At 74.0% G+C, this 26,257-nt stretch carries 21 protein-coding genes; 9 read left to right on the top strand and 12 right to left on the bottom strand.

The features are described from left to right. Nucleotides 1-179: 179 nt before the first annotated feature. The 3 genes from WMF24_RS29815 to WMF24_RS29805 form a co-directional block, all read right to left on the bottom strand. Nucleotides 180-1,124, bottom strand: coding sequence for a hypothetical protein (locus WMF24_RS29815; RefSeq protein ID WP_437730810.1), 945 nt, complete (start codon nucleotides 1,122-1,124; stop codon nucleotides 180-182). A 227-nt stretch (nucleotides 1,125-1,351) separates the two neighbouring features. Next, nucleotides 1,352-1,771 carry a hypothetical protein gene (locus WMF24_RS29810; RefSeq protein WP_437730809.1) on the bottom strand — a complete coding sequence of 140 codons (420 nt, stop codon included), beginning with the start codon at nucleotides 1,769-1,771 and terminating at the stop codon, nucleotides 1,352-1,354. A 56-nt stretch (nucleotides 1,772-1,827) separates the two neighbouring features. After that, nucleotides 1,828-3,633 carry an alpha/beta hydrolase gene (locus tag WMF24_RS29805; RefSeq protein WP_437730808.1) on the bottom strand — a complete coding sequence of 602 codons (1,806 nt, stop codon included), beginning with the start codon at nucleotides 3,631-3,633 and terminating at the stop codon, nucleotides 1,828-1,830. 361 nt (nucleotides 3,634-3,994) lie between these two features. Here WMF24_RS29805 and WMF24_RS29800 point away from each other — a divergent pair, with 361 nt between their 5' ends. Beyond that, entirely contained in the window at nucleotides 3,995-4,918 is a 924-nt protein-coding gene (locus WMF24_RS29800) for a class I SAM-dependent methyltransferase (protein WP_437730807.1), read from the top strand. A 62-nt stretch (nucleotides 4,919-4,980) separates the two neighbouring features. Here the strand turns inward: WMF24_RS29800 and WMF24_RS29795 are convergent, their stop codons facing one another. Next, nucleotides 4,981-6,390, bottom strand: a complete 1,410-nt coding sequence (locus WMF24_RS29795; RefSeq protein WP_437730806.1) for a sigma-54 interaction domain-containing protein — start codon at nucleotides 6,388-6,390, stop codon at nucleotides 4,981-4,983. 175 nt (nucleotides 6,391-6,565) lie between these two features. Here WMF24_RS29795 and WMF24_RS29790 point away from each other — a divergent pair, with 175 nt between their 5' ends. The 5 genes from WMF24_RS29790 (at nucleotide 6,566) to WMF24_RS29770 (ending at nucleotide 11,813) form a co-directional block, all read left to right on the top strand. Continuing rightward, complete coding sequence (locus WMF24_RS29790; RefSeq protein WP_437730805.1) at nucleotides 6,566-6,865, top strand: 4Fe-4S dicluster domain-containing protein; 300 nt, start codon at nucleotides 6,566-6,568, stop codon at nucleotides 6,863-6,865. Nucleotides 6,866-6,949: 84 nt separating this feature from the next. Continuing rightward, nucleotides 6,950-8,914: a S9 family peptidase gene (locus WMF24_RS29785; protein ID WP_437730804.1), complete on the top strand. Its 1,965-nt coding sequence runs from the start codon at nucleotides 6,950-6,952 to the stop codon at nucleotides 8,912-8,914. Nucleotides 8,915-8,965: 51 nt separating this feature from the next. Continuing rightward, nucleotides 8,966-9,643 carry a hypothetical protein gene (locus WMF24_RS29780; RefSeq protein WP_437730803.1) on the top strand — a complete coding sequence of 226 codons (678 nt, stop codon included), beginning with the start codon at nucleotides 8,966-8,968 and terminating at the stop codon, nucleotides 9,641-9,643. Between the two features lie 413 nt (nucleotides 9,644-10,056). After that, nucleotides 10,057-10,944 (top strand): hypothetical protein, encoded by an 888-nt coding sequence (locus tag WMF24_RS29775; protein WP_437730802.1) that lies wholly within the window; start codon nucleotides 10,057-10,059, stop codon nucleotides 10,942-10,944. Beyond that, nucleotides 10,941-11,813: a DUF4159 domain-containing protein gene (locus WMF24_RS29770; protein ID WP_437730801.1), complete on the top strand. Its 873-nt coding sequence runs from the start codon at nucleotides 10,941-10,943 to the stop codon at nucleotides 11,811-11,813. Before WMF24_RS29775 ends, WMF24_RS29770 begins: the two co-directional genes overlap by 4 nt. Nucleotides 11,814-12,158: 345 nt before the next feature. Here the strand turns inward: WMF24_RS29770 and WMF24_RS29765 are convergent, their stop codons facing one another. After that, a complete protein-coding gene (locus tag WMF24_RS29765) occupies nucleotides 12,159-13,625 on the bottom strand; it encodes a PAS domain-containing protein (protein WP_437730800.1) in 1,467 nt (488 codons plus the stop codon). A gap of 326 nt (nucleotides 13,626-13,951) precedes the next feature. Here WMF24_RS29765 and WMF24_RS29760 point away from each other — a divergent pair, with 326 nt between their 5' ends. After that, nucleotides 13,952-16,348 carry a glutamine amidotransferase gene (locus WMF24_RS29760; protein ID WP_437730799.1) on the top strand — a complete coding sequence of 799 codons (2,397 nt, stop codon included), beginning with the start codon at nucleotides 13,952-13,954 and terminating at the stop codon, nucleotides 16,346-16,348. A 78-nt stretch (nucleotides 16,349-16,426) separates the two neighbouring features. On the opposite strand, the gene WMF24_RS29755 is transcribed toward WMF24_RS29760, so the two are convergent. The 7 genes from WMF24_RS29755 to WMF24_RS29725 all read right to left on the bottom strand — a co-directional run bounded on the left by WMF24_RS29755 (nucleotide 16,427) and on the right by WMF24_RS29725 (nucleotide 24,159). After that, nucleotides 16,427-17,560 (bottom strand): SMP-30/gluconolactonase/LRE family protein, encoded by a 1,134-nt coding sequence (locus WMF24_RS29755; protein ID WP_437730798.1) that lies wholly within the window; start codon nucleotides 17,558-17,560, stop codon nucleotides 16,427-16,429. A 456-nt stretch (nucleotides 17,561-18,016) separates the two neighbouring features. Continuing rightward, nucleotides 18,017-18,949, bottom strand: coding sequence for an RNA polymerase sigma factor SigJ (gene sigJ / locus WMF24_RS29750; RefSeq protein WP_437730797.1), 933 nt, complete (start codon nucleotides 18,947-18,949; stop codon nucleotides 18,017-18,019). Beyond that, nucleotides 18,946-20,271, bottom strand: a complete 1,326-nt coding sequence (locus WMF24_RS29745; protein ID WP_437730796.1) for an FAD-dependent oxidoreductase — start codon at nucleotides 20,269-20,271, stop codon at nucleotides 18,946-18,948. Before WMF24_RS29745 ends, sigJ begins: the two co-directional genes overlap by 4 nt. Nucleotides 20,272-20,402: 131 nt before the next feature. Further along, nucleotides 20,403-21,968, bottom strand: a complete 1,566-nt coding sequence (locus WMF24_RS29740) for a hypothetical protein (protein ID WP_437730795.1) — start codon at nucleotides 21,966-21,968, stop codon at nucleotides 20,403-20,405. A 130-nt stretch (nucleotides 21,969-22,098) separates the two neighbouring features. Then, on the bottom strand, nucleotides 22,099-23,169 hold the full coding sequence (locus WMF24_RS29735) for an ABC transporter substrate-binding protein (RefSeq protein WP_437730794.1): 1,071 nt from the start codon (nucleotides 23,167-23,169) through the stop codon (nucleotides 22,099-22,101). Beyond that, nucleotides 23,169-23,951, bottom strand: a complete 783-nt coding sequence (locus WMF24_RS29730; protein WP_437730793.1) for an ABC transporter permease — start codon at nucleotides 23,949-23,951, stop codon at nucleotides 23,169-23,171. The genes WMF24_RS29735 and WMF24_RS29730 overlap by 1 nt, the downstream gene beginning before the upstream one ends. A 76-nt stretch (nucleotides 23,952-24,027) precedes the next feature. Beyond that, on the bottom strand, nucleotides 24,028-24,159 hold the full coding sequence (locus WMF24_RS29725) for a hypothetical protein (protein ID WP_437630619.1): 132 nt from the start codon (nucleotides 24,157-24,159) through the stop codon (nucleotides 24,028-24,030). 443 nt (nucleotides 24,160-24,602) lie between these two features. On the opposite strand from WMF24_RS29725, the gene WMF24_RS29720 reads away from it, so the two are divergent. Together WMF24_RS29720 and WMF24_RS29715 are read left to right on the top strand one after the other, a co-directional pair. Continuing rightward, nucleotides 24,603-25,448, top strand: coding sequence for a hypothetical protein (locus WMF24_RS29720; RefSeq protein ID WP_437730792.1), 846 nt, complete (start codon nucleotides 24,603-24,605; stop codon nucleotides 25,446-25,448). 69 nt (nucleotides 25,449-25,517) lie between these two features. Then, nucleotides 25,518-26,165 (top strand): HAD family hydrolase, encoded by a 648-nt coding sequence (locus WMF24_RS29715; RefSeq protein ID WP_437730791.1) that lies wholly within the window; start codon nucleotides 25,518-25,520, stop codon nucleotides 26,163-26,165. Nucleotides 26,166-26,257: the final 92 nt, after the last annotated feature.

The raw sequence follows: 26,257 nt of genomic DNA, 5'->3' as shown, positions 1-26,257 counted from the left end.
GCTTGGAACCGCCAAGACACCAAGGACGCCAAGATATTGTCTTCTTCTTGGCGTCCTTGGCGTCTTGGCGGTTCATTTCTCGCTCGCTCAACGCGATCGTTGTTCTGGAGGGCGCGGCGATCGGGTGAGGAGGGTCGAGAGCCGCCAGGACGCCGTCGGCGCGCCGGCGCCCGGGCGCGTCAGGGGACGCAGCCGATCCGCTCCGGCGCGACCGCGACGTCGTCGTACCACATCGACCGCGCGGGGCCGTGGAAGCCGAGGTAGCCGAAGCTGAACGTCTTGAAGTCGAGCTTGTCCCAGCCGGTCTTGTCGATGATCTTGGTGCCGTTGGCGTAGACTTGGACGTCGCCTTGGGTGCCGTCGAAATAGGCCTCCATGCAGTGCCACTGGTCCTTCGGGAGGTTCGCGCCGCCGCTGCCGCACCGGAAGTCGCCGCCCTCGGGCAGGACGACGTCGTCATGAAGGTTCAGGACGATCTGGCAGTACTGCTCGGCGACCTCGACGTTGTGGCCCTCGTTCGGCTCGCCGCTGCCCGTCATCGCCTGGAAGTAAGCGTTGTGCTCGGACTGGCCGATATCCACGCTGCTGCGCACGTAGAGCCGGACCCAGAACTTCGGCCCGGGCGCCGGGACGGAGAGCATCCGCCAGTCGTAGCCGCCGCCGCCGGGCTTCACGTGCAGCGAGCTCGAGCCGGAGTGGAAGGTCGACGTGTCGATCTCCATGTTGTTCAAGGCGTCTGCCGCCTGGTACGACGGGCGGTACGTCGCGCCCTCGGGGAGCCCCGCTCCCTCGAAGTCCGAGCAGAACGTCGCGTCGGGCGGGCACGCGCCCGTCGGCGTCCCGGCGCCGGTGCTCGACGTGGCGCTCGTGCTGGGCGTGCCGGTGCTGGTGGTGCCGGAGTCGCCGCTGCTGGTGCTGGGATTGCCGCTGCTGCTGCCGGAGACGGGGGTGCCCGCGCCCGAGCTCACGCTCGAGGCGCCGCCGGTCCCCGCGCCGCTGCCGCCGGCGCCCCCCGGGTCCGAAGGGTCCTCCGCGCTGCCAGGGCAGCCCGCCGTCGCGGCGGCGAGCGCCAGGCAGGAGATCCCGACCAGAGCGAAGCGTGCGGTCTCGCGATGAAACGTCATGTTGACACTCTAGGGTAATCGGCCCGTTCGCCGGCGCTGCGCGCTGTCGCCGCGCCGTGGGTAGGCCTGTAATCTAAGAACATGCCGCTCGCGCCGGGGCGCGAAGGGCGCTCGGCGCAGCCGGCTCCTTCTAGCAGAACTCGCCGGGCCCCGGGAGCCGTTCTTCCGGGGCCAGGCTGCCTGCAGACTGGCCGGCTGTCAGCGCAGCGGGATCTCGCGCCGATCGCTCACGCGGCGAACGCGGCGTCGTGGCCTGCGTGGGTCTTGATGACAGCGTCGATCCAGCGGAGCAGCGCCGCGACGGGCGGCAGCGTCTGCGCCTCGCGGTGCCAGAGATCGAGCGTCGTCGGGCCTCGAGGTGTTGTCGCGGTGATGTGGAGAAAGCTCTCGCCGGGGATGCCCATGCGGGTCGAGCGCCGGGAAGGCAGCGAGGAGAGGCCATCGAGGGCGCTGGCGAGCGCGTGCCGCTCGCCGGGCGAGAGCGGCGCGGAGCCAGGCGCCACGTCGCGTCCGAGCACCTGACCGGCTATCGAGAGCGCCCCCGTCGCGTCGACGGTGACGGTCCACGCGCCGAAGATGCCGTTGGGGCCGTGGGCAGCGCCTCCCTCGAAGCGGAGGATGCAAGCCTCCGGCGATGTCTCGTTCACGCCGGCCAGCATAGCAGGCCCGGGGCGGCGCTGCGGATCCGCGCGCGGTCAGCCGGTCAGGGGAGCAGCGGCCCGGGGAGCGCGCGGCGCCTGCTCGCGTCGCGCAGGGCCTCGCGGACGCGCGTCATCGCGCGCTCGTGCTCGGGCGAGCGCGAAAGCGGCGCGGGGCGCGCCAGCCGCTCCGCGTCCGGTTCGCCCTCCCAGGCGTCCTCCGTGCCGAGATAGGCGGCGCTCAGGCCCGGATCGACGCTGAAATCCAGGGGCAGGATCCGCTCCGTGCACGACGTGTCGAGGGGCGCCTCGGGATCGGTGATGAACTGGAGCAGGAGCTCCATGTCGCACGAGCCGCCCTCGGCGTCGGTCGGGCTCCCGAGGGTGTGGGGGGCCCGCGGCAGCATCACGAAGGTCTGGTTCGGACCGGTGAAGTGACTCTCGACGGCCTCCGGTATCGCGCTCGGGATGAAGTCGAGCTCCCCGTGGAGGAGCAGCAGGGGGACGCTCGTCGTGGCCCACTGCCCCGCGTACGCGTCGGGGGTGTAGCGCGGCCAGCTCTCGTGGAGCGCGGCGGCGTCGTCCGTCAGCCCGAGGGCCACGTTGGCCTGCGCGAGGAACTCCTGCACCTCGGACACGGGCGGAGACGGGTCGGCCCAGAGCTCCGACAGCATGATGTTGTTGCGGAGCACCGTGGAGTTGAACCGCAGGGGCGGCGGGAGCGGCTCGGGGAGGGGCGCGAGCAGGACCCCCGCGAGGTGGGTGAAGGCGGCGACGTCGGCGGGAGAGCACCGGTCCAGCCGGTAGATCAGCGCCGGGATGAGCGGCCGCGGCGCCCATTGATAGAGGAACTGCGCGAACAGCGCCTGGAAGACCTGCCGCTCATAGCCGAGCGCGGCCACCTCCGGGCAGGCGCCTTCCTCGAACGCTTCAAGGGCCGCCGTCATCGTCGCCCACGGGTCGGCGCCGAGCTTGTCCGAGCAGGACGGGTCGGCGCCGCAGAGGCCCATGAACCGCTCGCCGAGGTCGTTGAGCCAGCGATCGATGTCCGAGAGGAGCGAGTTGACGGCCAGCCCGGTGAGCGACACGGCCGTCGGCTGGTCGGGGTAGAGCTGGAGGTAGCGGTGGCCCCAGATCGATCCGTAGGAGCCGCCGAAGACCATGACCTCGCCGCCCGGGGCGCGCGTCCGCGCGATGGTCTCGCCGACGTCGCGCGCGGCGTTCGTCACGGTGAACCCCTTCATGTCGTCCCCGAGCTCGGCCTTGATCGCCGGCAGGCAGGCGGCCAGCTCGGCGTCGGTGAGGTAGCTGCCGCCCTCGCTCTCCGGCGTCTCGCCGTCCGGGCAGCCGAGGCGGCTCGAGCGGCCCGTGCCGCGGTGATCCGGCATGTACATGTCGAGCGTCGGATCGATGGCGCTGAGGGCCTGCACGAGCGGCTCGAAATCGGCGCCCGAGCCCCCCGGCCCGCCGTTCAGGAGCCAGAGCTGCGCGCGGCTCGGCTGCGTCGCGGCGAGCTTCCGCTTGACGAAGAAGGTGATGGCCTTGCCTTCCGGCTGGTCCCAGTGGAGCGGGACGGGGATCTCGGCGCACTCGGCGTCCTCGCCGGTGCCGTCGGTGAGGAGCGGGCAGGGCGTCCACGCGATGGCGTCACCGCTGCCGCCATGGCCGCCGTCGCCGCCATGGCCGCCGTCGCCGTCATCGCCGCCGTCGCCGTCATCGCCGCCGTCGCCGCCATGGCCGCCGTCGCCGCCGCCACTGCCCGCCGAGGAGCTCGACGACGCCGTTGCACCGGGATCCGCATCATCACCGCACCCCAGCATGCCCTGGGCAAGCAAGATGAATATCGCTCCGCAAGCCAGACTCGATCTCATGCGCAACACCTCTGAAGGATGCATGCAGCCCTGCACGTCACGTGAAGGGCAACCGTTAACTTCTCGACACGCCACGGCGGCTCTGCCACCGGGCGGCCGCGTCGTAAGCAAGAACCGGTGCATCCGATGCGGCGCCGCGCTCGCGTCCTGCGGCCAGGATCTCCGCAGCGACAGCGCGCTGACGCGCGGCGTGTGAACTGGCGGCGACCGCGATCTGTAACGGACGACGGCTGCGCGACGGCTGCGCGACGACCGAGCGGCGACGGAACGACGCCATGACGGCGCGCCGGCGACGTGGCATGTACGCTGCGGCTCCGCCGCGGACGATCCCGGGCGGCACACAGCGAACCAAGGCACCCCCGTGCGAGCCCAACGCCCGAGCCTCACCGCCTCCCTCGTCGCTGCCCTGCGGGCGCTCTACACCGAGATGCCCGAGCCCTACCGCGTGGCGCCGGACCCGCTCGCGGCCCGCCTCGTCCCGTGGCCGCTCGCGCTCCCGGCGCGCGCGCTCGCGCGGGCGGCCGGCGTACCCGCCGCCGCCCGCGCCGTCCACCACGGGCTCGGCCGCGCCCTGTTCGGCCTGAGCTACCACGTCGCGCTCCGCACCCGCGCGATCGACGACGCCCTCCGGGAGGCCGTCGCGCGGGGCACGTCCCAGCTCGTCGTGCTCGGCGCCGGCCTGGACAGCCGCGCGATGCGCCTCCCGGAGCTCGCGGGCGTCCAGGTCTTCGAGGTCGATCACCCGGCCACGCAGCGTCACAAGGTCGAGCGGCTCGCATCGCTCGCGCGCCCCGGCGGCGGCGCTGCGACCGCGGCGCCCGGCGCGGTCGCGCCGTCGCTGAAGGCCGGCGGGCTCGCGCACGTCGGGGTGGACTTCGAGCGAGACCGGCTCGACGACGCGCTCCTCTCGGCCGGCTTCCGGCCCGCCGAGCCCGCGTTCTGGATCTGGGAGGGCGTGATCCCGTACCTCTCGCGCGACGCCGTCGAGGGAACATTGCGCCTCGTGGCGGCGCTCTCGGCGCCTGGCAGCCGCATCGCGCTCACCTACGGGATGTTCCCCGACGACCCTGTCCCCGCCTGGAAAGAGCGCCTGATGAGGCGCTCCTTTCGCTCGCTGGGCGAGCCCATCCGCGCGCCGCTCACCCGGGACGCCATGCACGAGCTCCTCGCGCGCGCCGGCTTCCGCGTGCTCTCCGATGAATCGGCGGTGGACTGGGCCGCGCGCTACTGGCCCCCGCAGCGCGGCGTCCGCGCCGTCGAGCGGCTCGCCCTCGCGGAGCGCTGACGCGGCCTCACCGAGGACGCCGGGCCACGCGACGCCGGATGCCCGGATGCGCTGGCCTCGAGTCAGCTCTTCTCGCCACCCTCCCTCCGGATCCCGAGCTTCCGCATCTTGCTCTGCAGCGTCGTCGGCTTCAGCCCGAGCGCCGCGGCCGCGCCGTCCTCCCCGTAGATCTTCCCGCCCGAGGCCCGCAGCGCCTCCTCGATGCAGCGCTGCGCCGCCTCCCGGTACGTCAGCACGCGCCCGGCCGCGCGGGGCGCCGCGGAGAGCGGCGCCGACAGGACGAGCTCGTCCCCGGTCGACATCACCATCGACCGCTCGATCACGTTCTCCAGCTCCCGCACGTTGCCCGGCCAGTCGTGCGCCCGGAGGCGCGCCATCGTCGCCGCGCTCACCCGCGGCGGCGCCCGGCCGAAGCTCGCCGCGACCTTGTCCACGATGACGCGCGTGAGCGTCTCCAGGTCCTCGGGCCGCTCCCGCAGCGGGGGGACGACGATCGGAAACACCTGCAACCGGTAGTACAGGTCCTCGCGGAACGCCCCGCGCGCCACCATGTCCTCGAGCGGCCGGTGCGTCGCGGCGATCACCCGCACCGAGACCCGCACCGTTCCCTCGCCGCCGACGCGCTCGACCTCGCCCTCCTGGAGCACGCGCAGGAGCTTCGCCTGCGCGGCCCTGGGCAGCTCGCCGACCTCGTCGAGCAGCAGCGTCCCGCCGCTCGCGCGCTCGAACATCCCGAGGTGCCGCGCCGCCGCGCCCGTGAACGCGCCGCGCTCGTGGCCGAAGAGCGCGCTCTCGACGAGCCCCTCGGGCAGCGCGCCGCAGTTCACCGCCAGGAACTGCCGCTCTGCGCGGCGCGAGAGCGCGTGGACGCGGCGCGCGATCACCTCCTTGCCCGTCCCCGTCTCGCCGCGCACCAGCACCGTCGTGTCCTGCCGGGCGACGAGCGGCACCATCTCGTGGAAGATCGCCCGCATCGCGGGGCTCGCCGCGACGACCCCCCGCGGCAGCGCGACGCGATCGAGCTCCTCCCGGAGCGCCCGCTTCTCGCCCTGCGCGCGGCGCGCGATCGCCGCGACGCGCCCGAGGACCTGCACCTGCCGGAGCGCCACGGCGAGCAGGCGGCCGATCGCCTCGATCAGGGCTGGCGACAGGTCGAGCGCCGCGCCCTCGCCGATCGCCATCGTGGCGCAGCCGACGGCGCCCTCCGCGTCGCGGAGCGCGAAGACGGCGACCGCCTCGCCGCCCGCGCCGCGCCGGACCTCCGGCGCGCCCGGCGCGCCCGCGCCGCGGCGCAGATCGAGCCGCCGGAGCGGGAGGTGGCGCGCGAGCACGGCGCTGACCGCGGGGACGAGCGTCGCCTCCGTGTGCGCGCGCGCCGAGGCCTCGCCGAGGTCGGCGAGCAGGAGCAGGGCGCGATCGGCGGGGGCGGTCATCGTGAGGAGCGAGGCCACCGAGATGGCGTTGCGCGGCACCGTAGGAGCGTTGCCGGGGCCGCACAAGGGTCGCGCGAGCGCCGGAAAACGCCGCTCCGGCCGCGGGCATGCGCCGTGCTGAGGCCCCGGTGACGACCGGACGTCGAGCGCCGGAACCCGAAGAGGAAGAAGCGGAAGGAGCGCGGCGACGACCGCGCCGCGGAAAGGAACCCTCATGGCCCATGTCATCGCCGAGCCCTGCGTCGCCACGTGCGACACCGCCTGCGTCTCCGTCTGCCCCGTGGAGTGCATCCACGGGCCGCTCCCGGTCGACGAGATCGCGCGCATCCCCGAGGGCGAGCGGAAGACGCGGCTCGCGCGCCTCCAGCTCTACATCGATCCGGAGTCGTGCATCGGCTGCGGCGCCTGCGAGAACGAGTGCCCGGTGGACGCCATCTTCGACGAGGACGAGCTGCCGGACGCGTGGCGTCACTACCGGGAGATCAACGCCCGCTTCTTCGCGCAGCCAGGCTGAGGCGCCGGGCGACCTCCTCGCGACAGCGCGCCTCGTGCGACCGGAGGCTTGACTTTTCCCCTCGCGGCTCACCTTGCTGCGCGCATGCGCCAACGCCCTGCGCGCCGCTTCGAGCCGGACGACCTCCTGTCCTTCAAGCTCGTCTCCGAGATGGTCCTCTCGCCCGACGGCCGCTGGATCGCCTATGTCCTCGAGGAGGTCGACCCCGGGGCGGACACCTACGTGTCCAACCTGTGGCTGATCCCGGCCGGCGGCGGCGCGCCCCGGCAGATCACGTTCGGCTCGGACAGGAACGAGAGCCCCCGCTTCTCTCCCGACGCTTCCCGGATCGCCTTCCTTTCGGACAGGGGCGGCGGGCCGGCGCAGCTCCACGTGATCCGGATCGACGGCGGCGAGGCGCGGCGGCTGACCGATCTCGAGTCCGGCGCCGGTCTGCCCGCCTGGTCGCCCGACGGCAGCGCCCTCGTCTTCCCGGCGCCTGTCGCCTCCGGCGCGTCGCCGGGGGCTCCCCGGGTGGTCACGAGGGCGCTGTACAAGAGCGACGGGGAGGGGTTCGTGCTGGACCGGCCGACGCACCTCTTCCTCGTCCCCGCCGAGGGGGGCGAGGCGCGGCAGATCACGCGCGGCGACGCGAACGAGAGCGACCCGGCGTGGTCACCCGACGGGCGCCACGTCGCGTTCAGCCGGACGCGGACGGGCCCGCGCGACGCCCACCGGAGCGACCTCTGGGTGATCGAGCCGTCGGGCGGAGGGCTGCGGCAGGTGACGCGGAGCTGCCCGCTGGCCACCATGCCCTCGTGGTCGCCCGACGGCCGGACGATCGCGTTCTACAGCCCGCGCGAGGACGGCGGCTCGCGGAGGCACGTCTGGATCGTCGGCGCGGCCGGCGCGCAGGAGCCGCGCATGATCAGCTCGGAGGACACGGAGGTCGCCGACTTCCCGCTCGGCAAGGCGATGCCCCCGGCATGGTCCGCGGACGGCCGCGAGCTCGCCGTCGTGCTCGCGACCGAGAGCACCTCGGAGGCGGCGCTCGTCTCCGTCGAGGGGGGCGCGCTCCGCAAGGTCCTCTCCGACGACCGGCAGATCACGCAGATCAGCGCGGCGCCCGCCGCCGGCACCCTCGCGTTCCTGTGGAGCACCATGCGCCTCTGCGGCCTCCTCGGGAGCGCCCGCTGGGACGGGTCGGGGGCGCAGCTCCTGATCGACGTCAACGAGGCGTGGGGCGAGGATCGCGCATGGCCCGAGGTGTCGCTGCGCGAGTTCCGCGGGGCCTCGGGGATGAGGAACGCCGGCCTGCTGATGCTGCCGCCGGGGCACAGGGGCGGGCCCGTGCCGCTGCTCATCAACGTGCACGGGGGCCCGCACGCGTACGTCGAGTTCGGCTTCACGTACCGGCCGTACTGGTACGTGCTGGTCTCCCGCGGCTGGGCCGTGCTCTCGCTCAACCCGGTCGGCTCGGGCGGGTACGGCAAGGACTTCGCCGATCGCCTGCGGGGGCGCTGGGGCGAGCGCGACCTCCCGGAGCACCTCGCCGCCATCGACGAGCTGGTCGCCGAGGGCATCGTCGACGGCGACCGCGTCGCCATCGCCGGCAAGTCGTACGGCGGGTTCATGGCGGCCTGGGCCATCGGCAAGACGAAGCGCTTCCGCGCCTCCGTCGCGAGCGCGCCGGTCGCGAACCTCGAATCGCATTTCGGGACGTCCGACACCGGCTATTACGTCGACCCGCACGACATGCGAGGAGAGCCGTTCGACAAGCGCGAGCTCTACCGCAAGCTCTCGCCCGTGTCCTGGGCCGGCGAGGCAACGACACCCACGTTGATCCTGTGCGGCGAGGACGACCATCGCTGTCCGATCGGCCAGTCCGAAGAGCTCTTCGCCGCGCTCGTGCGATCGGGCAAGGCGCCCGTCGAGTTCATCCGATTCCCCGGCGGCGACCACCACCTCGCCGAGCGCGGCAAGCCGAGCCACCGGGTGTTCTACAACGACCGCCTCGTCGCGTGGGTCGAGCGCTACTGCGCGGAGGAGAACGCGACGGAGGGGGCCTGACCGCGGCGGCGCGGTGGTAGGATGCGCCTCCCATCCCGGGAGGAGGCATCCATGAAGGCCGCGGCCGCGCTGGTGAAGGACATTCGCGAGGAGCTCCGGAGCATCGACGACGCGCTGAGGGCTCACCCCTATCCGCACGCCATCGAGCGGGGCGAGATCCCGGTCGAGGGGCTGAGGGCCTTTCCGGGCCACCAGCACCACGTGGCGCTCAGCGATCTGCGCTCGATGGCGATGATGCTCCAGCGCTTTGCGGACACGCCCTGGCGCGATTTCTGGAGCGGCGTCCTCCAAGGCGAGCTCGCGGCGCCGGGCGGGATCGCCGCCATGGGCCAGAAGCTCGGCATGACAAGGGACGATCTCGACCGGTACGAGGTCACCCCGGAGGGGTTCGCCTACGCCACGCAGATGGCCTGGGCGGCGGCCAACGCCTCTGCGGCCGAGATCGCGTGCGCCCTGCTCATCAACTTCCCTGCCTGGGGGTTCAACTGCGGCAGGATGGCGAGAGCGCTCCGCGAGCGGTACGGCTTCGGCGCGGAGCACACCGCCTTTCTGGACGCGTTCGCGGCGCTGCCCTCGTTCGAGGACACCGCGATCGCGATCGTGCAGGACGGGCTCGACCGCGGCGTGGAGCCCCGGGCGATCCGCCGCACGACGAGGCTCTTTCAGGCCTATGAAAAGATGTTCTGGGACGCCATGATGGCGCTCGGAGCGCGCAAGGCGAGCGCCTAGGGCCGCGCCGGCGTTGAGGAGCATCTCGAGGTGTCCGAGCGCCACCCCGGCCTTCGGCTGGACGACGTGAGCGTGGTTGTTCACCCAGAGCCTCCCGCGCGCCGGGAACGCCACCGCGCTGGTCCTCGACAGCAGGTTCGCGCCGTCCTCGGCGATGAGCAGGTAGTCTCCCTCGAACAGGTAACCGTCGACCGAGTCGATGATCCCCGACGTAGATCTCCCCGAGCACGGCGGGCGCCGCGTCGAGAGCCCGGAGGACCTCGGCGTGGCGGTCGAGCAGCGCCTGCCCGCTGGCCGCGCGCAGCGCAGGCCAGGAGCAGCCGGCCGCCTCGACAGCGCCGTCGGGCGTCCTGCGCTCGACGCGCGAGAGGTCGAGGCCCCGCTCGGCGGCCATCTTCAGGAAGAGCAGGTACGTGATCTGCTCGATGTCGTCCCCGTGGTCGATGCCGTCGTGGCGGAGCGTGTGGCAGAACCCCCAGAGCTTCCCAGCGACGTCGGTCATGCGGCGATGGTTCTTCGGGTCGCTTCGGGTCGTGGAGGTCGCCGACGCGCGGGAGGAGCCGCCCTGCGGCGGAGCCGCCTTACCACGGCCGGGCCCCTCGCTGCTCGCCGCGCGCCTCCACGGCGCTGGGACGCGCTGCCGCCGATGTACTACGCTCGGGGCCGTGCCGCGCGCCCTCACCTCGCTGCTCGCGCTCCTCGTGCCGCTCACCGGCCTCGCGTGCGCGTCGTCCTCGCTCCCCGACCCGAAGGAGGCGGTGCGGGCCTACGCCGACGCGGCGGCGCGCGGCGACGCCGACGCCATCTACGGAATGCTCAGCGAGCGCAGCCGCACCGCGATGTCGCGCGACGAGGTGCGGCGGCGCGTGGCCGAGGCGCGCGCCGAGCTGGCCGAGCAGGCCCGGAGCGTCACGGCGCCCGGGGTCGTCATCAAGACGCGCGCCCGCGTCCGCTACCCCGACGGCGAGATCGCGACGCTCGAGCTTGACGACCGCGAGCGCGCCTTCCGGATCTCGGCCGCCGACGCGCTGCCCGCGGGCGGCCGCACCCCCGAGCAGGCTCTGGAGCAGCTCCGCCGCGTCCTCGCGCGCCGCAGCTACGCCGGCCTGCTGCGCGTGCTCACGCCGGCCACGCGCAGCGCCATCGAGAGCGACCTCCGCTCCCTCGTCGAGGGGCTCGAGCAGCCCGAGGGCCTCGAGGTCAAGATTGCCGGCGACACGGCGACGGTTCAGATCCCTGGCGGGCACGAGGTGAAGCTCCGGCGCGAGGCGGGCGTATGGCGGGTCGAGGACTTCGATTGAACCTCTGGGTTGGCCGCGCGAGCGCGCTCCGGCCGCGCGGCCCCGGCGCCGCGTTGGCCTTCCGGCCGCGCCGCCTCGGCGCCGCGGCGCTCGTCGTTGTCGCGGCGCTGCTCCTCTCGGCGATCCCGCGCCCCGTGCGCGCGTTCGGCGAGGAGGGGGCGTGGAACCCGCGCCCGCTGCTCACGGGCAACGCGCGCTGGGAGGGCGTGCGCGCCACGGCGCCGGCGCGCTGGTCGTTCGAGCTGGAGCGCCGCACGAGCGCGCCCGCGCGCCGCAGCCCGACGACGGTGCGCGCCGACGACCCGGCGCTGCTCGCCGAGCCGTTCGCGCTCTGGGGCGGCGAGGGCGACATCCCGCCGCTCACCGAGCGCGAAGTCTTCGGCCTGCGCCGCTTCCTCGCGCTCGGCGGCGTCCTTTTCGTCGACGACTTCGCCCCGGGGAGCGGCGCGTTCGGCCGCGCCGCGCGGCGCGAGCTCGCCCGCGTCCTGCCGGAGGGCTCGCCGATCCCGATCGGCACGGAGAACGTCGTCTTCCGCTCGTTTTACCTCCTCCCGCGCGCCGTCGGCCGCGTCGAGGGGCCGACGAAGCTCTCGGCGATCGTGCGCGGCGGCCTGCCGCAGGTGATCTTCTCCGACCACGATCTCGCCGGCGCGCTGGCCCGCTCCGATGGCGGCGGCCCGAGCGTCGAGGTCACGCCCGGGGGCGAGGCGCAGCGCGAGCGCGCGTTCCGCCTCGCGGTCAACATCGCGATGTACGTGCTCTGCTCGAACTACAAGGACGACCAGGTCCACGCGCCGTTCCTGATGCGCCGCCGCGCCATGGACGACGCGCGGCCCCGTTCCGCGCCCGCGCTCCCCGGACCGCGGTGAGCCGACATGCCGGGTCGCCTCTCGCCCACGCCGAAGCTCGCCCCCGCGCCGAGGCCGGTCTGGCAGAACGACCATTACACGGTCCTTGTCGACGAGGTGATATCGTCTGGAAAGCTACCGCGTGGCTGCATCCTTGTCGCTGATTGATGATGAGGAAGAAGAGGAACCACAGAGGCACAGAGGGCACAGAGGGGAGAAGAGAGAAGGATTCTACTCTCTTCCTGTCTCCCCTCTCTCCTCTGTGCCCTCTGTGCCTCTGTGGTTCCCTCTCTCCTCTGTGCCCTCTGTGCCTCTGTGGTTCCCTCTCTCATGAATCCAGGGACAACCGGGCTCCCGACACGCGAGCTACCGCCCGGCGTGACGGAGCGCGTAGGCGATGCCGCTCTGGAGCGTGCTCAGCGTCGTGATGCCGGAGAGGTCCACGCCGAGCGTGACGAGCGTCTGCGCCACCTCGGGGCGGACGCCGGTCAGCACCACGCGCGTGCCGAGGAGCTGGGCCGCGCGCGCCGTCCGCGTCAGCGCGTTGGCGACGAGCGTGTCGACCGAGCGCACGCCGGTGATGTCGAGGATGGCGGTGTGAGCGCTCTGGCTGCTGATGCCGGCCAGCAGCGTCTCCATGATGAGCTCCGCGCGCGCGCCGTCGATCGCCCCCACCAGCGGCATCGCCACCACCCGATCGGCGAGCGGGATGAGCGGCGTGGACAGCTCCCGGAGGGCGGCCTGCTGCGCGGCGATGATCTCCTCCTGCAGCGCGGCCCGCTCGGCCTCCGTGCGCCGCAGCGTCGTGATCTCCGTCACGATGCCGCCCAGGCCGATCGGCTCGCCGCGCTCGTCGTGGATCGGGAATTTGACCGTGAAAAAATGATGGTGAACGCCGTCGACCGGCACCACCTCCTCGAACTGCATCACCTTCCCGCCCGCGATCACCTCTCGCTCTTTCGCCACGAGCATCTCGGCGACCCCGCGTTCCAGGGTGCTCAGCTCGATCTCATCCCTGCCGATGATCTCGATGACGTGCATCTCCATCGCCTGCGCGTGCGCGCGGTTGGCGAAGACGTAGCGCCCGGCGATGTCCTTGATGAAGATGTTGCTGAGCGCGTTGTCCACGAGCTGCAGGAGCATCTGGTACCGCCCCTGCACCGTCTGCTCTCGTCGCCGGCGGTCGCTCGTGTCGTCGACGATCGCCGCGATCTCGCTCGCCTCGCCGCGATCGTCGCGGAGCACGGCGTACGACCACCGGCAGACGAGCGCGTGCCCTTCCTTCGTCCTGCTCTCGCTCGTCCTCGTGGCGAACCGGCTCTCCAGGCGGGCGAAGTTGAACTCCCGCACCGCCCCGGGGGGCACGGGGTCCGCGGCCACGAGATCGGCCAGCTTGCGGCCGACCGCCTCGCTCGCGCGCCAGCCGAACAGGCGCTCCGCGGCGTCGTTCCAGCGCGTCACCGTGCCGTCCGGCCGCCAGTAGACGACCGCCGGCACCGCCGTCGGCAGCCACTCGGGCGCGGCGTCCCCGCCCGCATCCGGCGCGGCGCCGTTCTGCGCGCCTGTCGGCGCGGCGCCGTTCTGCGCGCCTGTCGGCGCGGCGCCGTTCTGCGCGCCTGTCGGCGCGGCGCCGTTCTGCGCGCCTGTCGGCGCGGCGCCGTCGAGGACGCGTAGCGGCGTCGCGCCGTCCAGCTGGCGCACCGGCGTCGCGCCGTCGGCCACGTCGCGCGCCGCGGCGCGGTCCGGATCCGGCGCGCGGCCGTCGGACCGGCTCGCCAGCGCCTTCTCCAGGGCCTCGACGCGGGCGCGCAGCGCCGCGTTCTCTGCCCTCAACCGATCCGCCTCCGTCTCACCCAGCTCTTCGCGCACCATGGGCCAGGTAACCGAGCGTACGCGGAGCGCTCTCGATGTTTCAAGGTTGCTGACCGGCCTGTCCAGGGTCGTCCGACGGTCGCAGAGACGGCGCTTTGCTGGGACAAGCGGCCCCGATGTGCCGAGTGAGCGCCGGGGTGGGACTCCCCGCCTCGATGTACTAGGCTCCGGCCCGTGCCGCGCGCCCTCGACTCGCTTCTCGCGCTGTTGCTCTCCCGCTCCGGCGCGGCCGGCGGGCGTCCCTCGTCTCCCTCGTTCCCTCCTGCTCCCGTACCCCCGGAGCGGCCGTGACCCGGAGCTTCGCGCCCTCGGGCGATCTCTCCTCGCCGCTCGTCGCCGTCGCGTGCGTCGTCGCGGCGCTGAGCTTCGGGCTGCTCGTGCTCGAGCTCGTCCGCGCGCGCGGACGCGCCGCCTCCGGGGCGGGCGCCGTGTCCGCGCGCGCGGCGCTCGGCACGGCGCTCACGGGCGCGCTCGCGGTGCTCGGCCTGCTCGCCGCCATCCTCCGCCCGGTCGCCGTCACCTCGCGCGGCAGCCTCGTCGGCCCGAAGGTCGTGGTGCTCGTCGACGGCTCCCGATCCATGGACCTGCCCGGCGTCGCGGGCACCCGCCGCGACAGCGCCGAGCAGGCGCTCGCCGAGCTCGGCAAGCGCGCCGACGTGCGGCTCTCGCGTTACCTGTTCGGCGAGGGCGCGCCTGTCCCGGCCGACGCTCAGACGCCGGACGAGTCCGCCGCGCCCGCGCCGGGCGCGAGCGCGGCGCCGGGCGCGACCGCTGCGCCGGGCTCGGGTGCAGCGGCGGCGCCGGCCGGGGGCGCGGACGCAGGCGCCGCGGCGCCCGCCGCGGCGCCGCCGCCGGCGCGGGCCCGCGCGCAGCGCCGCTCCGACCTCAGCGCCGCGCTCGAGGCGCTCGCCCGCGCCGCCGACGAGCGCCCGTCGGCGTTCGTCGTCGTCTCGGATGGCCGCCTCGACCGCCCGGGCCCCGACGACACCGCCGCGGCGACGCGGGCCGCGCTCGAGGGGCTCGACGTCCCGGTGCACACCGTCGCGGTGGCCACCGAGTCCGTGCGCGACGCCGGCGTCCGCGCGGTCCGCACCTCCGGCGCCGCGGTCGCCCACCAGCCGCTCTCGCTCCGTATCGACATCGGCTGCAGCGGCGGCCTCGAGTGCGACGCGGTCCCGGTCGTGGCCCGCGAGCTGCGCGAGCAGGGCGCGCCCACGACGCTCGCGACGGGCACGGCGCACGTCGAGGGCGGCGTCGGCACCGTCGAGCTCGGCGTGACGCTCGACCGCGCGGGCACGCGCATCCTGGAGGTCGCGATCGACGCGCCCGACGGCGACGAGCTCCCCGAGAACGACGTGCGGTACATCGCGCTCGACGTCGCGCGCGAGCGCATCCGCGTGCTCCACGTCGCGGGCCGGCCGACGTACGACGTGCGCGCGCTCCGGATGTGGCTCAAGGCTGACGCCTCGGTCGACGTCGTGGCGTTCTTCATCCTGCGCACGCCGGGCGACGAGGTGAACGCGGCCTCCGACGAGCTCGCGCTGATCCCTTTCCCGGTGGACGAGCTCTTCAGCGTCCACCTGTCGAGCTTCGACGCGGTGGTCCTCCAGGACTTCGACGCCGCGCCGTACGGCCTGACGAAGCACCTCCCGGCGCTGGCCCAGTACGTCGACAAGGGCGGGGGGCTCATCATGGTGGGCGGCCCGAACGCCTTCGTGCAGGGCAACTACGCGCGCACGCGGCTCGCCCGGGTGCTGCCGGTCGACCTCGACATCGGCCGCTCGCCCGCCGTGGATCTCGGCGCCTTCGCGCCGCGCATCACCGCCGCGGGCCGCGCGGCGCCGGTGCTCGCGCCGCTGCTCGCGCTGATCGGCGACGGGATGCCGGAGATGCCGGGCACCAACGTCGTCGGCGATCCGATGCCCGGGGCGACGGTGCTGATGACGCACCCGACGCGCACGACGGCCTCGGGCGCGCCCATGCCGGTGCTCGCGCTGGGCGAGCACGAGAGCGGCCGGACGATCGCGCTGACCATCGACGGCAGCCACCGCCTGCTGTTCAGCGCGTTCGCCTCGAGCTCCGCGGGGCGCGCGCACGGCGCGTTCTGGGACGCCCTGCTCGGCTGGCTCATGCGCGATCCGCGCTTCGAGCCCGCGTCGATCGAGGCGCGCGGCGGTTGCCTCGCGGGCGAGGAGACGACGCTCGTGCTGCGCCCGCTCGCCGGCCAGGCGGGCGAGGCCCGGGTGACGATCGCGCGCCTCGGCAGCGGCACGGTCGTGCGCACGCTCAAGGCCCGCGTCGGCGATGGCGGCGAGCCGGTCGAGCTCGCGGCCGGCCGCTTCGAGCCCGGCGGCTATGCGGCCACGGTGGAGATCGTCCCTGCGGAGGGCGCCGCCGGCGACGTGAAGGGGGCGACGACGCGGCGCGATTTCGCGTGCGAGCGCGGCGGCGACGAGTGGGCCGATCCGCGCCCCGACGTCGCCCGCCTCGAGGAGATCGCCCGTGCGACGGGCGGCGCGTCGGTCCTGCCGTCGGCCGCCGGCTCGCTGCCGCTGCCGGCCGCGACGCAGGTGGCGGCCGAGCGTCACGTCGCGCCGCTCCTGCCCCCGTGGGCCTGGACGCTGGCGGCGGCCGTGGCGCTCGGCGCGCACTGGATCGTGCGCCGGCGCGGCGGCCTCGCCTGAGGGCGGGCCGCCGTCCCTCCGGCGAAGCCGCCGCCGTTCGCGAGCTCACGCGCTCGCGGGCGGCGCGTCAGGGGAGCTTCAGGGGAGCCACGGCTTCTCGAGCGGATCCGCCTCGTCGCCGACGCGGACCTTGAGCACCGCGAAGTTGTCCGGGTTCCCGCTGAGGAGCGCGTGATTGACGATGAGCAGCGTGTCCTTCGCGTCGTTGAAGGCGACGTTGGCGGGGGCGTCGAGGGGAATCTCGTCGCACGGGGAGCTCTCGATGCGCGACGCCTCGCCCCCGTCCTCATCGAGCACCGAGATCGCGTTGGCGCCGGCGAGCGTCACATACAGCTTCCCCGACTTGCCGAACGCGAACCCGTCGGGCGCCTGGCCGCCGGCGTACTCGTGGACCAGCTCCAGATCGGCCTCCTCCGGCGCCTCGACGAGCGGGATCCGGTAGATGGCCCCCACGCTCGGATCCGCCAGCGAGAAGGTCACCGCGACGTAGACGTGCTCGCGCATCGGGTCGAGCCGGATCCCGTTCGCGCCGAACGGCTGGGGTCCTCCCCCGGCGAGCGCCTCGCTCTGGAACCAGATCTCCGGCGCCCCGCCTCCGGGCGCATAGCGGAAGATCGTCGCCTGGAACGAGTCTGTCACGTAGGCATAGCCGTCTTCGTCGAAGGCGATATCGTTCGGGATCGGCGGTAGATCGATGGGCGTCGGCGAGCACGCCTCTCCGGGCGCGGCCGCCGCGCACGTCGGCAGGTCCGGCAGCGGAGCGCCATAGCTCTCCTGGACATAGGTGTGTCCAGCCCTCGTGAAGCGCAGCAGCCCGAGCTGCGTGCTGAGCGCGTAGACCCGACCCGGGCCGTCGACCGCGATGCAGCTCAGCGCATGCTCGGCGTCGAGCGCCTCGCCCGCGACCGTGATCGTGCTCTTCAGGTCCTCGCTGTTCGTGCCATACACGAAGATCTTCGACGGGCCCTTGCCCGCGGTGCCGAAGGTCGCCGGGCCAGACACGTAGACGCGATTGCCGTGGACCGCGATCCCCTCAGGGAACCCGGGATCGGCCGGGGTCCTGGCGAATGTCCGGATCCCGCCGTGGCCGCTCCCCTCTGCCGGAGCCGGATGCGCGATCAGCATCGAGGTGGCGGAGAGGAGCACCAGGGCGCCTTGAACAAGCCCCTTTCCGCTGGAGTGCGACAGTTTTGACATCACGGAATGCAGCATCGATCCCTCCTGTGTCCGCGGTGCGCGGACCGGGGTTGCCGAAATGAACGTTGTTGGAGGCCAAGGTGCGAGTGTCTCGCCTCATCAAGCTCAAGCTGTGTTCGTGAGGGTGGGAGTATATGCCAATGAGTTAGTTAACTGTCGAGACAAATCACCCTGGCTCGCGAAAACCCCACGAGGATGTCGGCGCGCGCGGTTCGTGCCCGTGAATTGCGGTGTCCTGTCGCCTGGCCTCCAGCCTGCGTCCTTGTCGGATCGCGTATCGACACCCTGCTGGAGCGCGCGGCGGCGCGCTTGTTGCTCGGTTGTTGACATTCGTTTGTAACAGGCGGGGGCCGCCCTTTCATGGATCGTCATTGAAGCGCGCGCGGAACGGTGCTTGTCGCCGGCCGCGGGCTCGGCGCACCGGCGCGACCGCGCCGGGCGCCGGCGCGATCTCGCGCGCGCGTCGGCCGATCAGGAGAGCGGGAGCGCCGCCCCGAGCCTGGCCAGCTTGTCGGGATTGCGCATGATCCAGACCGCGTCGACGCCGGCGGGCGAGACGTCCAGGCCCATCGCGGTCACGAGCCGTGTCCCCTCGTAGACGAGGAGCGCAGGCCCGCCGTTGACCGACGCGATCCGGGTGGTCGCGCCAGCGCCCTTCTGGAAGAGGCCGATGAAGTAGCGCGTGACGCGCTCGCGGCCGCTCAGCACCCGGCGCGCCGCGCTGGCCTTGCCGCCGGAGTCGGGCGTCGCGCTCGCGCCCTCGGCGAGCATCGCGGCGAGCGCGCCGGCGTCGCCGCGCGCCGCGGCCTCGAGGAACGCCCCGAACAGACGCTGGCGCTCGGCCTCCGTCGCGCGGAACCTCGGCTGGCGCGCGGCCACGTGATCGCGCGCCCGGTGCACGAGCTGACGGCACGCCGCGGGCGAGCGGCCGAGCGCCGCCGCGATGGCGCCGAACTCCCAGTCGAACACGTCGCGCAGGATCAGCGCGGCCCGCTCGAGCGGCGACAGGCTCTCGAGCACGACGAGGAACGCCATCGAGATCGACTCGACCCGATCCATGCGCGCCGCCGGGCTCTCCACGCCTCCGAGCGCGCCGGGGTACTCCGCCGCGGCCCCGTCGAGCAGATCGGCGGTCGCCACGGGCTCGGGGAGCCACGGCCCCACGTACGTCTCGCGCCGCGCGCGCGCTGACTTGAGCACGTCGAGGCACAGGCGCGTCACGATCGTGGCGAGGTACGCCGCCGGCGCGTCGGGCGGCTCCGCGGCGGCGCGCGCGCGCAGGTAGGCCTCCTGGACCACGTCCTCGGCCTCGGCCGCGCTGCCGAGCATCCGGTAGGCCAGGCCGAACAGCGACCGCCGGTGCGCCGTGAAGCACTCGGCGCTCACCCCCGCCGCGGCGCTCATGTTGCCGCGCCGGACGGGAGCCGCTCGCCGTCCCCGGCGTCGAGGGCGCGGCGCGGCCGCGGCGCCTGCGCGGGCGAGCCGCCGCGGTGCGGGCGGAGCTGCTCGAAGCGGAGCGCCGCGATCGTGTAGCGGCAGACGAGCTCCTTCACCCACGCGCCGACGCGGCCGGTGAGCGCGCGCTCGATGGGGCGGTCCCTCGGATCGACGCGCTGGATGAGCCCGCGCCGCCGGCCGAGGCTGATGCACTGGACGGCGAACGCGAAGCGGAACGGCGGCGGCGGCGCGTCGCCGGCCAGGGCGGCGACGACGCTGTCCGCCGCGTACGCCGCCTGCGGCAACGCGGTGGCGCACCCCATGCGGAGCGGCGCGCCGTCGCCGTCGAGCGCGGCCGCGGCGTCGCCGGCGCCCCAGATCTCCGGGTGCGCGGGCGCGCGGAGCCGCCGGTCGACGGCGAGCCGTCCTCCGGCGACGGTGGCGAGCCCTGAGCTCCCGGCGAGCGCGGCCGGCCGGAAGCCCGCGGCGAGGACGACGAGGTCGGCGGCGAAGCGCTCCGGCGACGCCGCCCGCTCGACCGCACCGGCGCCGCGCGCGGCCGCCTCGCCGCCCTCGGGGGCGACGAGGAGGCCATGCGCGTCGACCCGGCTCGCGCGTGTGCGCTCGAGGGTCGTCACGCCGAGCTCGCGGAGCGCCCGGGCGACGTACGCGCGCCCGCGCTCGGACAGCCCCTCGCCGACGCGCCCGCGCGTCACGAGCGCGACGCGCAGCGCGGGGAACGCCTCGGCGATCTCCGCCGCTGCCTCGATCGCGGTGAGCCCGCCGCCGACAACGGCGACGGTGCCGCCGGGGCGCGCCGCGCGCAGCCGATCGCGCAGCGCCAGCGCGCTCGCGGCGTCCGCCACCGAGAGCGCGTGCTCGCCGCCGCCGGGCACGATCTCCGGGGCGGCGGCGCTGCCCGGCGCGTACACGAGCGCGTCGTAGTCGAGCCGCCGCGTCCTCGCCGCCGCGTCGGCCGCGGCGGCGCCCTGCGCGTCCGCCGCCAGCGCCGCCTCCTCGCCGGCGAGCTCCACCTCGACCGCCCGCGCCGCCGCGTCGATCCTTCGGGCCCGGCCGACCACGAGCTCGACCCTGCGCGCCCCGAGGAGCCGCGCGAGCTCGAGCCGGCGCGGCGCCCTGCCGGCGGCGAGCTCGTGCAACCGGATCCGCTCGACGAAGAGCGGCGACGGGTTCACCAGCGCGACCGACACCGGCACGCGCCGCCGCGCCGCCTTGCCGGCGATCCGGAGCGCCGCCGCCACGCCCGCGTACCCGCCGCCGATCACCACGACCCGGGCGCGACGGGGACCTTGTGCCCGCTCTGCTTCCTCTCGTCCATGAACGCCTCCCGCCCCGGAGCCGGGGCTCGGCGACAGGACGAGGTGGCCGCCCCGGTTGTGACATCGTCCTCGGGCAATACTTACTGCCGCGCCGGCCAGGCGACGGGCGTCGGCAGCAGCCGCGCCTCGACGGTCCCGTCGCCCAGCTCGCCGTTCCGGTTGTCGCCCCAGCAGAGCATCTCGCCCGTGCGCTTGAGCGCGCAGCCGTGGTCGTCGCCGAGCGCCAGCTCGACGACGTCGGCCAGCCCGATCGGCTGCGGGGTGAAGCCGGTATCCTGCGTCCCGTTGCCGAGCTGCCCCTTCGCGTTGTCGCCCCACAGGAGCGCCTCGCCGCTGGCCAGCACCGCGCCGGAGTGCCTCGCGCCGAGCGCGAGCCAGCGCACGTCCACGAGCTCGGGGATCTGCCGCGGCACCGCCTCGGTGTTCACGACGCCCGTGCCGAGGCGGTACTGCGCCCCCTTGCCCCAGCAGGACGCCACGCCCTGCGCCGGCGCAGCGCAGGTGTGCAAGGCGCCCGCCGCCGTCAGCGCGACGCTGGTGAGGCCCTGCACGGCCGTCGGGACGGCCACGGACTGGAAGCCGCCGACCCCGAGCTGGCCGTCCTGGTTATAGCCCCAGCAGCTCACGCGCTTGCCCTCCCGCTCGGTCCTGCCCGCGCAGGTGTGCGAGAGCCCGGCGCTCACCGACGCCACGTCGCCGAGGACCACCGCGGGCACGAACACATCGGCCTCGTCGCCGTACCCGAGCTGGCCGGAGCTGCCCTCGCCCCAGCACCAGAGCGCGTGCGATGCCGTCACCGCGCACGTGTGGGTCCCGCCGACGGCGACCTGCGTCGCGCCCGTGAGGTCCCGCGCGAGCACCGGGGTGAGGGCGTTCTCTGCCTCGCCATCGCCGAGCTGCCCGCTGTTGCCCGCGCCCCAGCAGGCCACCCCGCCGTCCGTCAGCACCGCGCAGGTGTGCGTGCGCGCCGACGAGAGGCTCGCCGCGACCCTCTCGGCGCCGCTGAGGCCGATCACCTGCCGCGGGAGCGGCCGATCTTGCTGGAGCGTGCCGTCGCCGAGGTTGCCCCAGGTGTTCCTGCCCCAGCACCAGACCGTGCCGTCGCTGAGCACCGCGCACGTGTAGTCCGTGCCGGCCGCGATGTGCTTCGGCACGACGCACGCGCCCTGCACGCACTGGCCGCTGCACGGCTTGTCGCAGCTCCCGCAGTGCGCGGTGCTCGTCAGGACGTCCACCTCGCAGCCGTTCTCCGGATCCTTGTCGCAGTCGCCGCGGTTCGCCTCGCACGCCGGCGACTGGCAGACGCCGGCGAGGCAGCTCGGCGCGCCGCCGAACGTCGAGCAGGCGACGTCGCACGCGCCGCAGTGCTCCGCGTCCGTCATCACGTCGACGCACGCCCCGTCGCACGCCACCTCGCCGCCCGGGCACCCGCCGCCGCTGCCGCCGCTGCCGCCGCTGCCGCCGCTGCCGCCGCCGCCGCCGGCGCTCGAGCTCGTCGACGTCGCGCCCGGCGGGCGGACCGTGAACTCGTCGCCGCACGCGCCGGAGGCGACGGCGCCGGCGACGGCGGCGGCCACGTACGCCGCCGCGATCGGCAGCGAGGCGAACGGGAGCCGGCTGGCCCGGCGTCGATGCGTGAAAGCCATGAAGGCGTTCTTCCCTGGGTTGTGGCGCGGCAGCGCCGTGGGCGCGCGACGGCGCGGGCCGCATTCTAGACGAATTCGCGCGGCGGGATCCCTCGCCCGCGCTCCCCGCGCCGCCCGCCCGCTGCCTCGATCACTGCGCGGCGACGAGCAGCTCGTCGATCGGCGGCGACTTCTCGAGCACGCCGAGATCCACGAGCTGCTTCGCCAGCGTCTCCCAGCGCTCGCGGGTCATCACGCCGAGCCCCTTCTCCTTGACCTCCGCGGTCTCGATGAGCGGCCGCTGCGCCTCCGCCGCGGCGACGAAGGTCTCCGCGTCCATCGACGTGTTGAGCTTCGCCATGACCGCGTTGGCCCGGGCGGGGTCCTGGAGGTACGCGCGCCAGCCCTCCCGCGTCGCGCGGATGAACGCGCGGACGCGCTCCGGGTTCTCCTTCCAGAGCGCCGCGCGCGTGATCACCACCACGACGTACGGGTTGAACCCCTCGTCGGCCACGAGGAACGTGGCGGGATCGCTCCCCTTGCGCCTCGCCGCGATCGGCTCGGCGGTGATGAAGCACTGCTGCGAGAAGTCCTTGTCGGCGACGAAGCGCGCGACGCCGCCGTCGTACGGCACGACCTTCACCTTGTCGAAGCCGTACTTCTTCTTGAGGTACGCGGCGTACGGCAGCCCCGGCTCGATGGCGAGCGTGCCCGACTTGAGGACGTCGGCGATGCCCTTCGCGCCGCGGCTCTCGTGGGTCATGATGGCCTGCGGCGAGGTCTGGAACACGGCGAACAGCGGGAGCACGTCCGCCCCGCGGGCGCGGGCGGTGAGCACCTCGTCGGCGCCGGAGAGGCCGAAGTCGACCTGCCCGCCGGCCACCATCTGGACGACCGGCACGCCGGCGCCGCCGCCGAGGATCTCGACGTCGAGCCCCTCCTTCGCGTACGCGCCCGACTCGCGCGCGGCGTAGAACCCGCCGAACTCGGGCTCCGGGACCCAGTTGAGGGCGAGCTTCACCTTCGCCGCCGGCGCGCCGTCCGCCGGCGCGCCGGGCGCGCCCTGGGCAGGCGTGGCCGGCGCGGAGGCGGCGGAGGCGGCCGGGGCGCGCCCGTCGCCTTCCGGGGCCTGCGAGCGCGAGCAGGCCGGGGCGAGGAGGGGGACGGCGACGAGCGAGGCGAGGCGCTGGAGGAACAGCCGGCGACTGTCGGTGGAGTGCATCAGCGATTGATCTCCGAAGGATGCCAGCGCCGCAAGAGCCGCTTGCCGGCGAGGTCGACGGCGCCGAACAGCGCGAGGCCGAGCCCGGAGGCGAGCAGCACGGCGGCGAAGAGCAGGTCGGTGCGAAGCTGGCGGTACGCCGAGAGCACCAGGATGCCGAGGCCGGCGGCGTCCTCCGAGAAGCCGGCGACGAACTCCCCGACGATGGCGCCGATGACGGCGAGGCCCGCCGCGATCCGGAGCCCCGTCACGATGTGGGGGAGCGCCGACGGCAGCTCGAGCTTGCGGAGCGTGGCGAGGCGCCGTGCGCCGTAGAGCCGGAAGAGGTCGCGCAGCGCGGGCTCGACGGAGCGCAGGCCGGTGAGCGTGTTCGCGATGACCGGGAACACGGAGACGATGAACGCCGAGACAGCGACCGCGCGCAGGCCGGGCCCGCACCAGAGCACGAGCAGCGGGGCGATGGCGACGATCGGGACGGTCTGGAGGAAGACGGTGTACGGATAGAGCGCCCGCTCGAGCGGGCGCGATGAGGCGAGCGCGATCGCCGCGAGCACGCCGACAGCGGCGCTGAGGCAGAAGCCGGCGAGCGCGGCCTTCGCCGTCGTGAGGGCGCCGGCGAGCAGGGTGGCGGCGTCGCCCGCGCCCGCGCGCGCCACGTCCGAGGGCGGCGGCAGGAGGTAGGCCGGGATGCTCAGGGCGCGGGCGAGCGCCTCCCAGAGCGCGAGCAGAAGGACGAGCGCGGCGAGCGGCGGCGCGACGGTCTGGAGGGGCGTGGATCGCACGGCTCGGGCCTTGTAGCGCGAGGCCGCCGCGCCAGGAAGGTGGGAGAGGCGCCGCGCGCGGCGGCGTCGGGACTGGCTACTTGCCCTTCTTCGCGGGCGCGGCCGGAGCCGGCGACGCCTTGGCGGTCGCGGCTGCCTTCTTCTGGTTCTTCTCCGCCGCGTCCTGCTTCTTCTGTCGCTCTTTGGCCTTCGGAGATTTGTCACCCATGGGAGCACCGCCTCGGTGGATGCGTCTGGTAAAAATCCACCTTGAGGGAGGCTATCACCACCTCCGGCGGCGAAGTCACGAACTTTGTGCTGCGCGATCGACGATACCTCGCCTCTCGCTCGCCGGCGACGGGCAGGGAATCGCGACCTCGGCGCGGTCCGCGTGATGTCCTGGGCGTTGCGAGTCCACGCGCCCGTGCGGCTGTCCACGGCGTGGACATGGATCGCCCACCGGCTGGGCGGCGACGGGGGCCAGGCCAGCCAAAGCCGCTGAAATCACGGCCTTTCCAGCCGGCATCGGCCTTGCTGAACGGACGGAGCGAAGGGCCCGGGAGGCCGCCGAGGTCTGCCGTCGTTCACGCCATTCGCGTCGTTCACGTCATTCACGTCATTCACGTCATTCACGTCATTCACGTCATTCACCGGGCCGAGAGGGAACCCGCCATGAAAGCCACGTACCGAAACGATGAGGACGTCGCCCGTTACCATATCGAGTCGCTCCTCGCGGGCCACCGAGAGCGCATCGAGGCCATTCAGGGGCGACTCGGGCGGATCTATGTCCGCCGCGCGGCCCGGTCGCTCGCCGGCCAGGTCGCCCTGGGCGGCGCCGCCCTCGTCGCCGTGGGCGCAGCGGCGACCGCGCCGTCCATCGTCGGCGCCCTCCATTTCGGCATCGCCACGACGGCGCTGCTCGGCGCGTGGGCGATGGCCGCTCTCGCGTACGTCGCGGGCCGTCGGCTCGCCGTCGCGCGCCTCCAGCGCGCGCTCTCGCGCGAGGTCGAGCGCAGCGGCGACGTGCACGCAGACCGCGCGCGGCTCGAGGCCGCCGCGCCCGAGGCGCGCGTGCGCGCCATGATCGACGCGGAGGAGCGCCGCAGCGTCGCGCTCCCGCTCGCCGGCTTCGCGGTGCTCGCGCCGCTCACGCTGCACTTCGCCGTTTACTGCGTGGCCCTCGGCGGGTCCCTCGAGTGGAGCGCGCGGATCGAGCTCTTCGACCGCTGGATCCGCATGAGCCTGGGCATCGTGGGCCACGTGCACGTCGTCGTCGCGTACCTGGCCTTCCGCTACGCGCGGAGGCTCCACGAGACGCCGACGCGCGTCCTCGTCGCCGATCCTCCGCCGGGCGCCCTGCGCGCGCTCGGCTACGCGACGCTCGCGAGCTTGATCCCGGGCGCGACCCTCTTCATGCTCCCGCCGATCGTCGTCGCCGTGACGGGCGCCTTCGTCGTGCCCTCGTTCGTCCTCGCCCGCCATCGCCTCCTCGAGGAGCGGCGCTCGCTCGACGCCTAGCCTCTCCCGCCTCGCTCATCCGCCGCGCGCTTGCCGGCGCGGAGGGGCGACGCTACGAAGGCTCCCGCCGTGTTCAAGGCCATCCTCTGGGACAACGACGGCGTCCTCGTCGACACCGAAGGTCTCTACTTCCAGGCCACGCGCGAGACGATCGCGTCGGTCGGGGTCGCGCTGACCGTCGAGGACTACCGCCGGCTGTTCCTCGTCGAGTCGCGCGGCGCCTGGCACCTCGCCAGCGCCCGCGGCGTCGACGAGGCCGGGCTGCGGGCCCTGGCCGACGCGAGGGATCGCCGCTACCTCGAGCTCATCGCGAGCAGCGACCCCCTGCTGCCCGGCGCGCGCGAGGTCGTCGCCGCGCTCGGCGCGCGCTTCCGCATGGCCATCGTCACGAGCAGCAAGCCCGAGCCCTTCCACCGCGCGCACGCGACCACGGGCCTCCTCCGGTGGTTCGAGTTCGCGCTCACGCGCGAGCAGTACGCGCGCGCCAAGCCCGATCCCGAGCCGTACACCGTCGCTCGCGAGCGGCTCGGGCTCGCCGCGGAGGACGTCCTCGTCATCGAGGACTCCGAGCGCGGGCTCCGCTCGGCCAAGGCGGCAGGCCTGACGTGCTGGGTGGTCCCGTCGCCGCTCACCGCGCCGTCGAACTTCACCGGCGCCGACGCGCAGCTCGGGTCGCTGCGCGACGTGCTCGCGCGGCTGGACGACACCCGGACGTGACCTCGGTCACCCGGACGCGAAGGGGGTGGCTCACGGCGCAGCGCTCGATCGCCGCGCGCCGCGCGATTTTTACACCGCCCGGGGCGCGGCGA

Source organism: Sorangium sp. So ce1335 (assembly GCF_051521615.1).
In the GTDB taxonomy this organism is placed as follows: Bacteria; Myxococcota_A; Polyangia; order Polyangiales; family Polyangiaceae; genus Sorangium.
Note: the sequence above shows the minus strand (reverse complement) of the source record. Positions and strands in the feature narration are given on the sequence as shown.

Coding starts and splice junctions, on each gene's coding strand:
- WMF24_RS29815 (WP_437730810.1), bottom strand. CDS start 1,124: ATGACGTTTCATCGCGAGACCGCACGCTTCGCTCTGGTCGGGATCTCC.
- WMF24_RS29805 (WP_437730808.1), bottom strand. CDS start 3,633: ATGAGATCGAGTCTGGCTTGCGGAGCGATATTCATCTTGCTTGCCCAG.
- WMF24_RS29790 (WP_437730805.1), top strand. CDS start 6,566: ATGGCCCATGTCATCGCCGAGCCCTGCGTCGCCACGTGCGACACCGCC.
- WMF24_RS29785 (WP_437730804.1), top strand. CDS start 6,950: ATGCGCCAACGCCCTGCGCGCCGCTTCGAGCCGGACGACCTCCTGTCC.
- WMF24_RS29780 (WP_437730803.1), top strand. CDS start 8,966: ATGAAGGCCGCGGCCGCGCTGGTGAAGGACATTCGCGAGGAGCTCCGG.
- WMF24_RS29755 (WP_437730798.1), bottom strand. CDS start 17,560: ATGCTGCATTCCGTGATGTCAAAACTGTCGCACTCCAGCGGAAAGGGG.
- sigJ (WP_437730797.1), bottom strand. CDS start 18,949: ATGAGCGCCGCGGCGGGGGTGAGCGCCGAGTGCTTCACGGCGCACCGG.
- WMF24_RS29740 (WP_437730795.1), bottom strand. CDS start 21,968: ATGGCTTTCACGCATCGACGCCGGGCCAGCCGGCTCCCGTTCGCCTCG.
- WMF24_RS29735 (WP_437730794.1), bottom strand. CDS start 23,169: ATGCACTCCACCGACAGTCGCCGGCTGTTCCTCCAGCGCCTCGCCTCG.
- WMF24_RS29725 (WP_437630619.1), bottom strand. CDS start 24,159: ATGGGTGACAAATCTCCGAAGGCCAAAGAGCGACAGAAGAAGCAGGAC.
- WMF24_RS29720 (WP_437730792.1), top strand. CDS start 24,603: ATGAAAGCCACGTACCGAAACGATGAGGACGTCGCCCGTTACCATATC.